We start from the raw sequence: 14,182 nt of genomic DNA, 5'->3' as shown, positions 1-14,182 counted from the left end.
CGGTCGGGGCTGGGCCGGGAGGATCCGGCTGAGCCGAAGTCGGTTTGCGCTTGGCGACTGTGCGTTGTCGCCCGCAGGGGACGTACGATGCCAGAAGAAGCCCATGCCAAGCTGGTCGAGACGTTCGACCTCGAGGTCTTCACCCCGCCCTGCGATCCTGGGGCGGAGCGTTTCGCGGCCCGCGCCAGACTGAGCGCGCCCATCGCCGAGGTTCTTCCGTACCTCAACGCCACATTGCGGGGCGCAGTCTACAACCCGGCGGCCGGGGCGCTCACTTGGAAGAAAGGCGGCCACAACATCGCCTTCCATGACTACGAGATCGTCACAAGCAATGTCGAAGACCGCGAAGCGGCTGTTCACGAGATACGTGGGCTGGTGGACCTGGTCAACCGCACCTGGGAGCACCGGGATGAAATCGCGCCCGATCACCAGGCCCGGCAGCGGCCGACCCCGATGGCCATCTACCAGCACCTGCCGCAGACCAACTGCAAGGGTTGTGGCTCACCGACCTGCTTCACCTTCGCCCTGCGGCTGGCCGCCTCGCAGGTCGAATTGGAAGAATGCCCGGTCCTACTGGAGCCCGAACGGGCCGAGCACCTGCAGGCCGTGCGCGTGCTGCTGATCGAGGCGCCGAGCATCGGCTGAGGAGAGGCGTGCATGGAGACAGCAGATGAGAGGGCAGCCAGCGCGCAAACAGGCGCAACGCCGAAAGGTTGCTGTTGCGGCGATCCATACGCCAGCCTTCCGGCCGAGCTTCGGCCTAAGCCGGCCGTGAAGAACGCCGGACTGCGCCAGGCGACCTGCCCAACGTGTGGGTTGGTCTACTGGACCAACCGGGAGACGGACGTCTGCATCCGTTGCGGATAGCCGTGACAGGTTAGCGCTCCGCAGGCGGGAGTCGCGGTCGTGCCCGGCCGTTTCTACAGAACGGCCCGACGACTGGCCGACGGCGCAGGCGAGGTGGGTGATGTCCGAGTCGAAGAAAGCAGTGCAGCTGATCCTGGAAGATGCGGACCTGATCGAGTTGGCCCGCATCCTCATGGACGATGACTCCGAGGCCGCGCTGGCCTTCCTCAAACGTCACTTCAAAGGCAAGGCTAAGGAGCTGCTGGAGGGCGGTTGAAAGGTGATGCTTCAGGTGCCCGGTGCGGGCATCCAGGCCGTCTACGGCAACCCGATGCAGAAGTGAGCGTGGCTTTCCTTCCGTCAATCGCGCTGGAGAGGACACTGCCCTGCCTGGCCGAACCGGGCAAGATCATCGTGGTGGGCAGGCCGTCGCGGGCACTGGATGAAGTGTTGCCCTTCCTGGCGACCCTGCCCAACGTGATCGCCTACACGCCCGAGCCGCCGTCGCTTACGCTGCGCCGCAGGCCGGGGCTGATCACACTCCAGCCCGAGCGGGTGAGCATCACGCAGGTGATCGACAGCGCCCAGGGACTGGAACTGCTGGCTGCCCTGACCGACGCCATCAACGCCACCTGGGAGGATCGCGCAGCCCTGGTTGCGGCGACGTGCCGGCGGCAGGCGCCTCGTCCCCTGGACGTGTGGGCGCTCCTGCCCCAGACGAACTGCGGCCGGTGTGGTGAGGCGACCTGCATGGCATTCGCATTCAGCTTGCTGCAACAGCGGCAGCAGTTGCAGGCGTGCGATGCTTTGGCGCAGGACGAGGGCTTCGCAGACCGGCGTGTGACGCTCCAGGGCATGGTGGGGTAGCCACGCTCTCCTCGCGAGCAGGCTCCCCTCGGGGAAACCTGCTGCGAGCGAAGTACTTGGCGGCCGGGGGCCGGGACGGAGAGACCCGGCTTCGATTCGACAGCGCGCTGGACTGGCGGAGGTGTGGAGATGAAGCGGAAGGTGCTATTCCTATGCACCGGCAACTCGGCAAGGTCCCAGATGGCGGAGGCCATCGTCAATGCGCGCCTGGGCGAGATCTGGGAGGCTTCCAGCGCCGGCACCCGGCCGACCGGGTCCGTCAACCCGAACGCCATCCGGGCGCTGCGGGAAATCGGGATCGAGCATGCTGGCAGGTCGAAGGACGTGGCAGAGATGCGGAGCGTGCCGTTCGAACTGGTCGTCACCGTCTGCGACTCGGCGGCGGAGGAATGCCCGGTGTGGCTCGGCCATGGTCGCCGCCTCCACCTGGGGTTTCCGGATCCGGCGCTCGCCCGAGGCTCGGAGGCCGAAGTCATGGCCGCCTTCCGCCAGGTGCGCGATCAAATCACGACAAAGGTCCCTTCGCTGCTGGAAAGCCAGCTTGGCGATTGAATCCAGCCCAAACTGGACAAGGCTCGCCCGCCGAGATCCACGGGTTCCACTTGCACCTCGACCGGAATTGACACCGAGGCGATGGCGGGAATCCTCTTCCCGCTTCCCTGCGGGATGCTGCGCGATCGCTGGGGAGGCTCACCTCCGGTACGACCGGGAGCTGCATGACCCAAGCTTGACGCGGCCGATGACGGGGAGCTCCGGCTGACAGTCGGGAAGCCCAGCGTACATAGCGCGGGACTGCCCGCCAGTCCATCCAATACGAGCGGGCTCCAGTCCGCGTACCATGCCTCTGTTGCGGCGCAGCCGGCGGACAGCCGCCTCCGGGTGCGCCGGCTTCCCGTCGTGCCCTACTTCCAGCGGCTTCCTCCATCCCTCCGCCGGGGCTGGGGCTTGTGATGAGATCGTCGGAGGGCTGTGCGCCCAGCCGGCGGCCTGGACCGGCGCAGTCCGCGCCCCATCGAACCTTGTCGGAGGTGCGGCGAGCGGGTATCATGGCCGGATTGGCTGCACGGCAAGGATACATGCGGGTTCCATCTGTGGTGGATGGGACGACCGGCATGCGCATGAAGTCCGCCCGATGAAGCGCCCCGTGCGCCACGAGCCTCAGTGACGACGAACCCAACCTCTGTGCCTCCAGCTCGCTTCGTCATCAAGATCGGCACGTCGACCCTGACGGCGGGGACCAGCCGGCTGTCTGCCCCCACCCTGGTCGATCTCGCCCGCCAGATCTCGAATCTGCGAGCCGCCGGCAACGAAGTCGTGTTGGTGACCTCGGGGGCGGTTGCCACCGGCCGGGAGGCGCTGAGCTTCCCGCAGCTGCCGAAGGACATCCCCGTCAAGCAGATGCTCGCCGCCGTCGGCCAGCCCCGCCTGATGGCGCTGTATGAGCGGCTGTTTGGATTGTATGGCATCACCGTAGCCCAGGTGCTGCTGACGCGCTCTGATCTCGACAACCGGCGCAGCTACCTGAACGCCCGCAACACACTTTCGGCGCTGCTGAGCCATCAACTGCTGCCGATTGTCAACGAGAATGACACGGTGGCGACGGAAGAAATCCGACTTGGCGACAATGACAACCTGTCGGCGCTGGTGGCGACCCTGGTGGATGCCGATACGCTGATTCTGTTGACCGATCAACCGGGGGTGTTTACCGCCGATCCACGCCACGACCCGGCTGCACAACTCATCAGTGACGTGCTGACCGATGAGATACCGCCTTCGCTGTGGGAGGCGGCCAGCGGGACGTCGTCGGGTGGGGGGACCGGCGGCATGGTCACCAAGCTGCAAGCCGCCAATCTGGCCCGCCGCTCGGGGACGACGGTGATCATCGCTCGTGGGAGTGACCCGGACGTTCTGACACGGCTTGCCGCCGGTGAACATGTCGGAACCCACTTTCGGGCGCTGGACTCGACCATCGACAGCCGCCGACGCTTCCTCCTGGCGGTAGGCGCGGCTGGCAGCCTCGCCGTGGACGAGGGCGCCGCCCAGGCTCTGCGCCGGGGAGGCAGCCTGCTCCCTGTCGGGGTCGCCGCCGTCGAGGGGACCTTCGAGCGAGGGGACACCGTCCGCATTCTCGACTCCTCCGGCCGGGAGATCGCACGCGGCATCGTCAACTACCGGGCCGGCGACCTCACCCGACTGCTGCGGCGGCATTCGGACGACATCGAGGGCCTACTGGGCTACGACTACGGTGACGAAGCCATCCATCACAACGACCTGGTCCTGTTGTGAGCCCGGGCGCACGGCTTGTGCAGAAGGCTCCTGAACAATCCATCCCGGCTGAGAAGATTCCCTTTGCTGAGAAAGCGGGGCTTCATCAACTCGGTAGAGGTAGAGCATGCTGACGGATTTCGGAATACGTGCTCGACAGGCCGCCCGTGCGCTTGCAACGCAGCCGAGAGAGAGGAAGGACCGCGGCCTGAACCTGCTGGCCGAGGCGCTGATGGCGAACGAGGCAGCCATCCTGGCGGCGAACCGGGTCGATGTCGAGACTGCGCTGCGGGCCGGCTTGAGTCCTGCCCTGGTGGATCGTCTGACGCTGGACCCGGCGCGCGTGGAGGGGATCGCCGCCGACGTTCAGGGCGTGGCCGCACTCCCCGATCCGGTCGGTGAAACATTTGAATCCGCAATACTCGCCAACGGGCTTCGAGTGCATAAGCGGCGGGTCCCGCTGGGGGTGCTGGGGGTGATCTACGAATCGCGCCCCAATGTCACCATCGACGTCACCGCACTGGCGCTCAAGACCGGCAACGCCGTGATCCTGCGCGGCGGGAGCGAAACGGTGCGCTCCAACCGGGCGCTGGTGGAGGTTGTGCACCAGGCGCTGGGTTCCGCCGGTCTCCCGGTCGATGCGGTGCAGTTTATCGATGATCCAGACCGGGCCCGGGTGACCGAACTGCTCCATCTTGACGCCTACGTCGATCTGATCATCCCGCGCGGCGGCAACGCCCTGCATGAGTTCTGCCGCCACAACAGCTCGATCCCCGTGATCACCGGCGGCATCGGGATCTGTCATCTGTTCGTGGACGAGACGGCCGACATCCAAGCGGCCTGCCGCGTAATTCACAACGCCAAGACTCAGCGACCGACGGTCTGCAACGCCCTGGACACGGTGCTGGTGCACCGCGCCCGGGCCGCCGAATTCCTCCCGGCGCTGGTCCACATGCTCTCCGCCGATGGCGTCAGTTTCCGGGCCGATCCGAGCGTCCTGCCGTATCTTGCCACGATCCCAGGCCCACAGGATGACGCGGCGGTGGACCACCATCCCCCGCTCCCTGAGTCGGTACGTCTCGCTGGCCCGCAGGATTTCGACACAGAATGGCTGTCCCTGGTGCTGGGGCTGAAGGTCGTCGATAGCGTGGCGGAGGCGATGGAGCACATCCGGCTGCACAGCACAGGCCACTCGGACGGCATTCTCACGGCGGACAAGGAGAACGCGCGGCGGTTTGTGGAAGAGATCGACTCTGCCGCCGTGTATGTCAACGCCAGCACACGCTTCACCGATGGCAGCCAGCTCGGCCTGGGAGCCGAAGTGGCGATCTCCACGCAGCGGCTGCACGCACGCGGCCCGATGGGACTGCGGGAGCTGACGACGTACAAGTGGGTCATCGTCGGGGACTACCACGTCCGAGGCTGATCGCCGACAGCCTCACGGAGGAGCAGCCCCCCGGGGATGTCAGGGGCAAGTGTGTTCCCGGGTGTGAATGGCGAGTCCCAGAAAGCCGTCATTGGCAAATGGCTTCGATCGGGCACTCGCAGGCTGCGGAAAAGCCCTTCCCCGCCTCACCCCGCCCCTTCCCCTGCAGGAATCCAGGTCGCAAGCTGGACCCAGGCAAAGGGAGGGGTCAGGGGCCGTTTCGCCCTCCCGGCAGGACACCCCGTTTGGGCCACAACTACCAGCCCACGGGGCGAGACGGCCGGGACGGTGCGGCGGGCCGAGGCTTCGCGGCCCGAACGGGGTGTCCTCCAGCAAGGCCATCGGGACGATGTGCCGGGAAGGAGACGCCTGCCGAGCAGCTTCAACTTCACCACCCCCCGACCGGCCCAAGGGCCCTTCTGTCTCACAGGTCCTGAACCGATACCGGCTCTTGACAAACGCCCCTCGGCAATCCTATAATTGCACTGTACGCAATGCCATTTCATACTATGAATTGGCGCCCCCGTAGGAAACGAATTGCCAGTCCACTCGGATCATCCGACCCCCAACTATCAGGTCCGCTCGGTCCAACGGGCGCTGACCCTCTTGCGCACCTTCCTGCCCCACGATGGCGAGCTTTCGGCTGCCGAACTCAGCAAAGAGACCGGCCTCGATCCGAGCACGGTCTTCCGCTTGATGGTGACGCTCGAGGCCCAAGGCTTCGTAGAAGTCAACCATGCCACGGCGAAATATCGCCCGGGGGTGGTTCTGCTGGAGCTCGGTTCGCGATTCATCAAGAACAACGATATCCGTTACCGATCCATCGGACACCTGGAGCGCCTTCGAAACGCGTTCGGTGAGACGGTTCATCTGACGATCCTCGATGGCAACGAGGTCGTCTACCTCGAGAAACTCGCCGGGCTACATCCCATCGGCTTCATGTCCTCCCGCGTCGGCGACCGGAACCCGGCCCATTGCACAGGGGTGGGCAAAGCCTTGCTGGCCTACCTCTCGGACGAACAGATCGCACAGCGCTATCCAGACAGAAGGCTCAAGCGCTACACGGACCAGACGATTACGGATCTCGAAGCGCTGCGGGCCGAACTCGGGCGCGTTCGGAGCCGGGGGTATGCCATCGACCTGGAGGAACACGAGGTGGGCGTCAAGTGCGTCGCCGCCCCAACCTTCGATCACAAGGAGATCGCGGCCGCTGTCAGTGTTTCCGGGCCTGTCGATCGGATGGATGATCACATCGCGCACGACGACTTGATCAACACGCTCATGGAAGTTGCGGCCCAGATATCGGAACAGATGGGCTGGGGTCGTGGCGTTGATCAGTTGCAGGAGGCAAGGAGCCCTGCGAAGGGCAAAGGAACAGGCGCCACAATGGCGAAGGGCATCGCGGGACGTGTCCGTCGCGGCGCCTGAGTCAATCTGCCGGGCATGGCCGGAGCGGCCGGACTGTCCAGCATGCCAGGGGAGTCTTCCATGGACTTCGTCATCGACGTCGACGTCGAGGCCGTGGCCAGAGAGCACTCGGACAACAAGCACATCATCCGTCGCGACGATCTGAAGATGGGCCTGATCAGTGTCAGACCACACAATGCGCTTTCGGCTCTCACGCACGATCACGAGGACCAGCTGCACTACGCCCTCGAGGGGCAAGGCACGATTCGTATGAACGATCAGGAGTTCGAGCTGAGGCCCGGGAACGCCGTGACCATCCCTCCTGGCGTCGCCCACGGAGTGCGCAACGAAAGTGACAGACCCATGCGCTACCTGGACACCTTCATCCATTGGAAGAAGTGAGGCGGCCCTTGGATCGGACGGAGCCGGCAAGGAGGGCGATATGCCAGACGTCATAACCTTCGGCGAAGCGATGCTTCGCCTGGCGCCTCCGGATTTCGAGCGCCTGGAACAGGCATCGAACCTCAAAGTGAGCGTTGGCGGATCCGAACTCACCGTGGCCGCCGGCGTTGCGCGATTGGGCCTCAATACGGGCTGGGTCAGCCGGCTGCCCGACAACGCGTTGGGCAGGATGGCGCAGAACAAGGCCAGGGAGTTCGGGGTCGACACGCGCCATGTGGTTTGGACCAAGGGGGACCGGATGGGGATCTACTTCGTCGAATATGGAGCCTCACCTCGAGCCAGTGGGGTGTTGTACGACCGGAGCCATTCCGCAATCAGCCACATTCGGCCAGACGAGGTCGACTGGGGCGAGGTGTTCGAAGGCGCCCGCTGGTTTCACACCAGTGGCATCACACCCGCCCTGAGCGAAGACTCCGCCGCCGTGACCATGCTCGCACTGCGCGCCGCCAAGAGCGCCGGCCTGACGGTAAGCTACGATCTCAACTACCGCGCCAAACTCTGGTCCACCGACAAGGCGCGGGCGGTTCAAGAGCCCTTCATGGAACTCGTGGATGTTCTCATCACGACCGAAGAGGATACGCAGAAGGTGTTCGGCATCGAGGGCGCCGGCTACAAGGAAGGCGCCAAGGAACTTGCGGAACGCTTCGGCTTCAAGGTCGTCACGGTCACCCTGCGTGGGACGCCCTCGGTATGGCGCAACACGTGGAGCGCCTTCGCCTACGCCGAGGGCCGGTACGTCGAGGATGTATCGTACGAGATCGAGATCGTGGACCGGCTGGGCGGGGGGGACAACTACTCGGCCGGTTTCATCTACGGATACATCACCGAGGGAGTCGACAAGGCAGTTCGCCTTGGAAATGCATTCTCCGCACTTAAGCAGACCTCGTGGAGCGACTTCAATTGGACGACGCGAGACGAGGCCGAGAAGCTGCTCCAGGCTCCGATGATGGCAAGCCTGAGGATCGCTCGCTGAGAGGTCGGGAGATGAGCAAGGACGATCATATTCGTGTAATCGAGCAAGGTGGCGTGGTCGCGATTGTGCGCTTCGATCGGTCGGAGGAACTGATCCAGGTGGCCCGCGCTGTGCGGGCGGGCGGCATACGTGCGATCGAGTTCACCATGACGACGCCCAACGCACTTCAAATCATCGAACAATCCGTGCGTGAATTCGGAGAGGACGTCTTGCTTGGCGCGGGGACGGTCCTCGACGCCGAGACCGCCCGGGCGGCCATTCTGGCCGGGGCGGAGTTTATCGTCGCCCCGACGCTCAACCCGGCGGTGATTGAAGTGTGCCGCCGCTACAGCAAGGTTGTCATCCCCGGCGCCTTCACACCGACGGAGATCCTGACAGCCTGGGAGTGTGGGGCGGACTTCGTCAAGGTCTTCCCAGCAGAGTTTGGGGGCGCGGCCTACTTCAAGGCTGTCCTGGCACCACTGCCTCAGGTGAAGCTGATCCCGGTCGGAGGGGTCTCGCTGGAGACGACCGGCGACTTCATCAAGGCCGGAGCGGCGGCTGTCGCCGTCGGAAGTAACCTGGTCAAGAAGAGCGCCATCGCCGCAAAGCGATTCGACGAGCTGACCGACCTGGCCCGCGGTTTTGTGGACGCCGTCCGCCAGGCGAGAGGGGAGCCCAGCTAGTCGCACTTGGCTGGGTGCATCCCGGGCGCCGAGGAGGAGGGCGAGCTATGCGACGAATCATCAACCCGCCAGGCAAAGGGCCGGATCGCGAGATCATGGCCGGGTTTGAGGATCTCTTGAAGATCATGAGCCCGTCGTGTGTTGTAGCCGACTCGCAGGAACGAAGCGGCGTTCTGCGGAGCGACATCCGCCCGCTCTTTGAAGCCCGGTTCGTCGGGACCGCCCTGACGGTCCGTCTCTACCCCGGCGATTTGGTGGACTGTCTGGACGCCCTCTCCGTTGCCCAGAAAGGCAACGTCATTATGGTCGACGCGGCGGGAGAGACTGAGACTTCGATCTGGGGTGGATTGATGGCCGGCCTCTGCCTGCAGAAAGGGGTGGTGGGTGCGGTCGTCGATGGAGCGATTCGCGACACCGACGAGATCAAGAGCCTCAGGTTCCCGATCTTCAGCCGGGCGATTGTCCCGCGGTCGACGCACTCGCCGTATTCAAAGCGCCTGGAGCCGATCGAGGTCAATGTGCCCATTCAGTGCGCTACGATCATGGTCTCGCCGGGGGACGTCGTCCTGGCGGATGAAATCGGTGTCGTTGTTGTGCCCCAGAATGAGGCGGCCGATGTGCTGAAGCGTGCGCAGGAACAGGCTGCGCAAGAAGAAGCCACACGCCAGCGAATTCGCCAGGGAAAGACTGTCGAGGAACTGCTGGCCGAGTTCGGCAGGCTGTGATCCTCGCGTCCCGCGAGGCTTGTCCCCGGGGGGGGAAGGACTGGCAGAGCGCGGGGGAGGCTGTTCTTGATCCTGAAAGGAGGTGAGGCTAGAAACCCATCGAACAGACTGAGCGTGACATGTGGACAAGGAAATCCCGATACCATTTATGGAATAAGGAGGGGAAGAATCTGATGTCTCTCCATCGATCTCGAAAGCTGATCGCGCCCCTGGGCCTGATCGCGGTTCTCATACTCGTCGTGACGAGCTGCGCTGCACCGGCGGCTGCCCCGACGACTGCGCCGGCAGCGGAAGCACCAACCGCTGCGCCGGCCGCTCCTCAGGCACCGGCAGAGCAGCCGCCGGCGGCGGCTGCGCCGGACTATTCCGCCTATGAGCCGCCTTACGGGGCTGTGAAGCCTGTCGCGCTCAACGCCGGCTCACAGGCCCTGTGTCAGAACCTGGCCTACACGGGCGGTACGCCGAGCGTCGCCTACATGCCGCCGGCGACTGAGTTCAACTACTACATGGCCATCGGTGAAGGTGTCAAGACTGAAGCGGCCAGTTTGGGCGCTGAGACCTTCATGCTGGCGCCGCAGAGCGGGGCGGACATCGCCGGTCAGATGGGCATGATCCAGGATGTCCTCACTCGCGGGGTGGATGCGATTATCCTGTCCACCCACGATGAGGCCGCCGCCGCTCCCCTGGTCGAGCGGGCCGTGGAACAGGGCGTCGCCGTGATCATCGTCAACTCCGACATCCCGAACTTCCCGGCTCCGGTCCATGGCGTGGTGGGATACAGCCAGCGCCGGGGAACCTACAAGATGGGAATGTACGTCGCCGGGATGTTCGGTGGTGAGGCGAAGGTTGGCGTGCTCGAAGGCCAGCCGGGCTATCACTCCACCGAGCGCATCGGCGGCTACCTCGACGCTCTTTCTCAGTTCCCGGGGATGGAGATCGTCGCCAGCCTGCCCACGGGCTGGAACGTCGAGACCGGGAACACGGCCATGACGGACCTGATCACGGCCCATCCCGAGATCGAGGTCGTGGTAACGGCCAATGACTACATCTCGATCGGCGCCTCCAAGGCCGCCGAATCACTCAACCGTCAGGACATCGGCAACTTCGGCAACGACGGTGATACGACCGGCTTGGAAATGATCGACGCCGGCCAAATAACGGGCACCGTCAACACCACTCCGTTCGTCATGGGCGAAGTGGTCATGCGGGTTGCCTGGGACTGCCTGCACGGGACGTACCCGGGCGGCTGGGTCGAAACGCCGGTGACGATCGTCGACAAGACGAACGCCGTCGGCTTCCTGTGCCACCCTGAGACTCTCTATCCCAAGCCGTCCAAGGAGTACGCCTGCCCATGAGGGCGTAAGTATCCTGGGTTCATTAGCAGCCTCTGGCCGTGGGCGTGAGCTCGCGGCCAGAGGCTCACTCGAGCGAATGGGATGCTTGTATGATGGTTGAGTCGGCCACGATGTGGGAAGTCCGTGACATCTCGAAAGCCTTTCCGGGCGTTCGAGCGCTCGACCAAGTGTCCCTGACCCTGATGGCGGGCGAGATCCATGCCCTGGTCGGCGAGAACGGCAGCGGCAAGTCAACTCTGGTCAAATGCCTGGCCGGCGTACATCAACCCGACAGCGGCGAGATCAGGCTGGGCGGTGAAACGATCACGATGCCCAATCCGATCGCTGCCCGGCAACGCGGCGTGGCTACGATCTACCAAGAACTGTCCCTCGTCCCGAGCCTGACCGTTGCCGAGAACATCTTCCTCGGACGCTTCCCGACCGTGATGAGGCGCCAGATCGTCGATTGGGAGACGATGCGCCGAGAATCCGTCCGCACGCTGAAGAGCCTGGGCATCGAGATCGATCCCGACGCCGTGGTCAAGAGCCTATCCATGGCCGAACAGCAGCTGATCGAGATCGCCAAGGCCATCTCCGAGGACTCGAGCCTGCTGGCGATGGACGAGCCCACAGCGGCCTTAGGCATTTCTGAGACGCGTCGTCTGCTGGACCTCATCCGCCAGCTGGCGCGCCAGGGCAAAGCCATTCTCTACATCTCCCACCGGATCGACGAGGTGTTCCAGATCGCCGATCGCATCAGCGTGCTCAAGGACGGCCGGTTGGCAGGCAGCAGCCCGGTTCGTGAGTTGAACGTCAATGCCGTGGTCAGGCAGATGCTCGGAACGGAAGTCGCCGAGCATTATCCCAAGCAGCATAATGCGCAGGAGCGGCTGTGCCTGGAGGTCGAGGGGCTCAGCACCGAGCTCGGTGTCAGAAAGGTGAGCTTCTCGGTTCATGCCGGGGAGGTGCTTGGCCTGGGAGGTATGGTCGGCTCCGGGCGGACGGAAATCGCCCGAGCGCTCTTCGGGGTGGATCGCCCCACCGGCGGCGCAGTCCGTCTCGACGGTCGGGCGGTGCGGTTCGACTCCCCGGGGCAGGCGATCGCCAGCGGTGTCGCCCTGGTTCCTGAGAACCGGAAGGCCGACGGGCTGTTCATAAACTTCCGCGGGCCCGAGAACATCACCATCGCCAACCTGGCGGCATTGCTCTATGGCCCCTTCCTCGATTTGAGGCTTGAAGCGCGCTACAGCCGAGAGTACTTCGGCAAGCTCTCTATCAGCCAGGCCGGGATGGATCGCAGCGTACAGTTCCTCTCGGGGGGGAACCAGCAAAAGGTGATCCTCGCCCGTTGGCTGTTTTCGAAAGCCCGCCTACTGATCCTGGATGAGCCCACCCAGGGGGTGGATGTCGGGGCGCGGATCGAGGTCTACAACATCATCAACGAGCTGACCGCGCTGGGGATCGCCATCCTGCTAATCAGTTCCGACTACCCGGAGTTGTTGGCGATGAGTGATCGAATCGCCATCGTGCGCAACAAGCGGATCCTCCAGATCCTGCCCTCCAACCAACTGACCGAGACCAGGTTGCTTGAGCTGGCATCACGCTCCAGCCATCCGGCCGAAGGACGGCTCTATGAGACCTAGACGGTCATTCCTATCACGCGTGCCGGTGATGGGGCCGATCATCTCGCTGATTGTCGTGTCGATCGCCGTCGGGCTGTCGACGGATCGATTCATGCTGCTGGACAACCTCAACAACGTCGCCTTGCAGGCGAGTATTGTGGCCATTGTCGCCATCGGCTCGACGCTGGTCATCCTGACTGGCGGGATCGACCTCTCCCCGGGGTCCGCCATTGCACTGCTCACCATGATCATGGCTTCCCTGATCAAGTTCGTGGGGATGTCCGTGCCATCGGCTGTCGCCGTCGTTCTGGTCATCAGCCTCATCCTGGGTGCCGTCAACGGGTTCCTGTCATCGTACGGCCGGATCCCATCGTTCATCGTGACCCTCGCCACCTTGAGCATCTACCGCGGGATCGCGTTCCTCTTCAACGATGGCTCGCCGATCTTCTCGGTTTCAGACTCCCTTGAGCCATGGTTCTACGGGAAGCTGTCCGGGATCGCCCTGCCGTTCTTCTACGTCTTGATCCTCTACGCTGTAGGCTGGGGATTCCTGAAGTACACACCGAGCGGCAGGAGGATTTATGCTATCGGCGGGAACGCATCGGCCGCCAGGCTTTCCGGGATCAATGTCAACCAGACCCGGCTGATCGCATTCGTCATCGCCGGCCTGATGGCTGGCATCGGAGCGATCCTGTTGACGGCCCGCCTGAACTCCGGCTCGCCCAACTACGGTGTAGGGACGGAGCTGCAAGCAATCGGAGCAGTCGTGGTCGGTGGCACCAGCCTGGCCGGCGGATCCGGCCACATCCTCGGCTCGTTGATCGGCGCAACGATCATCGTCGTCGTCCAGAACGGGTTGAATCTGAACGCCATTCCGACATCGTGGCAGAACATCACCCTGGGCGCGATCATCATCCTGGCGGTCTTTCTCGACATGTGGCGGGCTGACTTCGGCCGACTCGTAAGCAAGACATGGTCACGGGTGATCGGCCGGGCGCCGGCCCCAGCGGATCCGGATGGAGAAGAACCGGACATCGATCCGGCCAGATGATTAGGGTGACGAGAAACCGAGCCGGGGAAACCTGAGGCGGGCGGAGGATCAAACATGTATACGTGGGGAAGAAAGCAAGGCTGCCGGATATCGCTGGACTACACCTACAAAGGCATGCGGGTAGCCTTCCTGGAGAACGACCTGATCCGGGTCGGCATCCTCCTCGACAAAGGGGCCGACATCTTCGAGTTCACCTACAAGCCTCGAGACCTGGATTTCCTCTGGCAGTCCCCGATCCCGATGCGACCGGCCTTCGTTGCTACCGGGGCGCTGCCCGAAGGCGCCTTTCATGACTACTACTACGGTGGCTGGCAAGAGGTGCTCCCTTCGGCTGGATGGGCGGCCGAGCCCTACCTCGGCTCATCGCAGGGGCTCCATGGCGAGGTCTCGCTTCTGCCTTTTGAAGCGCAACTTCTGGAGGACTCGCCGCAGCGAGTGTCCCTGAAGACCAGGACGCGCTGCTATCGCTCACCCTTGAATCTCGAGAGGGTGCTGTCCATGGAGCGGGGCAAAGCATGCCTGTACATCAACGAAAGGCT

Annotated in this window: 15 protein-coding genes; all 15 read left to right on the top strand. The window is 64.0% G+C overall.

Annotated features, from left to right (window positions below; all coding sequences use genetic code 11):
* Nucleotides 1-645: hypothetical protein (locus MUO23_01590; GenBank protein ID MCJ7511645.1), on the top strand; the 645-nt coding region annotated here is incomplete at its 5' end.
* Nucleotides 646-967: 322 nt separating this feature from the next.
* Nucleotides 968-1,123 (top strand): hypothetical protein, encoded by a 156-nt coding sequence (locus MUO23_01585; GenBank protein ID MCJ7511644.1) that lies wholly within the window; start codon nt 968-970, stop codon nt 1,121-1,123.
* Nucleotides 1,124-1,185: 62 nt separating this feature from the next.
* Nucleotides 1,186-1,713 (top strand): hypothetical protein, encoded by a 528-nt coding sequence (locus MUO23_01580; protein ID MCJ7511643.1) that lies wholly within the window; start codon nt 1,186-1,188, stop codon nt 1,711-1,713.
* A 129-nt stretch (nt 1,714-1,842) separates the two neighbouring features.
* Nucleotides 1,843-2,265 carry an arsenate reductase ArsC gene (locus MUO23_01575; protein MCJ7511642.1) on the top strand — a complete coding sequence of 141 codons (423 nt, stop codon included), beginning with the start codon at nt 1,843-1,845 and terminating at the stop codon, nt 2,263-2,265.
* Between the two features lie 609 nt (nt 2,266-2,874).
* Nucleotides 2,875-3,999: a glutamate 5-kinase gene (gene proB, locus MUO23_01570; GenBank protein MCJ7511641.1), complete on the top strand. Its 1,125-nt coding sequence runs from the start codon at nt 2,875-2,877 to the stop codon at nt 3,997-3,999.
* A gap of 106 nt (nt 4,000-4,105) precedes the next feature.
* On the top strand, nt 4,106-5,404 hold the full coding sequence (locus MUO23_01565) for a glutamate-5-semialdehyde dehydrogenase (GenBank protein ID MCJ7511640.1): 1,299 nt from the start codon (nt 4,106-4,108) through the stop codon (nt 5,402-5,404).
* A gap of 606 nt (nt 5,405-6,010) precedes the next feature.
* A complete protein-coding gene (locus MUO23_01560) occupies nt 6,011-6,832 on the top strand; it encodes an IclR family transcriptional regulator (protein ID MCJ7511639.1) in 822 nt (273 codons plus the stop codon).
* Nucleotides 6,833-6,892: 60 nt separating this feature from the next.
* A complete protein-coding gene (locus MUO23_01555; protein ID MCJ7511638.1) occupies nt 6,893-7,213 on the top strand; it encodes a cupin domain-containing protein in 321 nt (106 codons plus the stop codon).
* Between the two features lie 40 nt (nt 7,214-7,253).
* Nucleotides 7,254-8,246 (top strand): sugar kinase, encoded by a 993-nt coding sequence (locus tag MUO23_01550; protein MCJ7511637.1) that lies wholly within the window; start codon nt 7,254-7,256, stop codon nt 8,244-8,246.
* A gap of 11 nt (nt 8,247-8,257) precedes the next feature.
* Nucleotides 8,258-8,911: a bifunctional 4-hydroxy-2-oxoglutarate aldolase/2-dehydro-3-deoxy-phosphogluconate aldolase gene (locus tag MUO23_01545; GenBank protein ID MCJ7511636.1), complete on the top strand. Its 654-nt coding sequence runs from the start codon at nt 8,258-8,260 to the stop codon at nt 8,909-8,911.
* A 47-nt stretch (nt 8,912-8,958) separates the two neighbouring features.
* Nucleotides 8,959-9,636: an RraA family protein gene (locus MUO23_01540; protein ID MCJ7511635.1), complete on the top strand. Its 678-nt coding sequence runs from the start codon at nt 8,959-8,961 to the stop codon at nt 9,634-9,636.
* A 173-nt stretch (nt 9,637-9,809) separates the two neighbouring features.
* On the top strand, nt 9,810-10,991 hold the full coding sequence (locus MUO23_01535) for a sugar ABC transporter substrate-binding protein (protein MCJ7511634.1): 1,182 nt from the start codon (nt 9,810-9,812) through the stop codon (nt 10,989-10,991).
* 89 nt (nt 10,992-11,080) lie between these two features.
* Nucleotides 11,081-12,613, top strand: a complete 1,533-nt coding sequence (locus MUO23_01530; protein MCJ7511633.1) for a sugar ABC transporter ATP-binding protein — start codon at nt 11,081-11,083, stop codon at nt 12,611-12,613.
* Nucleotides 12,603-13,643, top strand: coding sequence for an ABC transporter permease (locus tag MUO23_01525; GenBank protein MCJ7511632.1), 1,041 nt, complete (start codon nt 12,603-12,605; stop codon nt 13,641-13,643). The genes MUO23_01530 and MUO23_01525 overlap by 11 nt, the downstream gene beginning before the upstream one ends.
* 54 nt (nt 13,644-13,697) lie before the next feature.
* The coding region (locus MUO23_01520) for a hypothetical protein (protein MCJ7511631.1) at nt 13,698-14,182 on the top strand (485 nt) is incomplete at its 3' end.

The sequence above is a fragment of the Anaerolineales bacterium genome (assembly GCA_022866145.1).
Lineage (GTDB): Bacteria > Chloroflexota > Anaerolineae > Anaerolineales > E44-bin32 > PFL42.
This window is presented reverse-complemented; position numbering and strand designations above follow the sequence as displayed.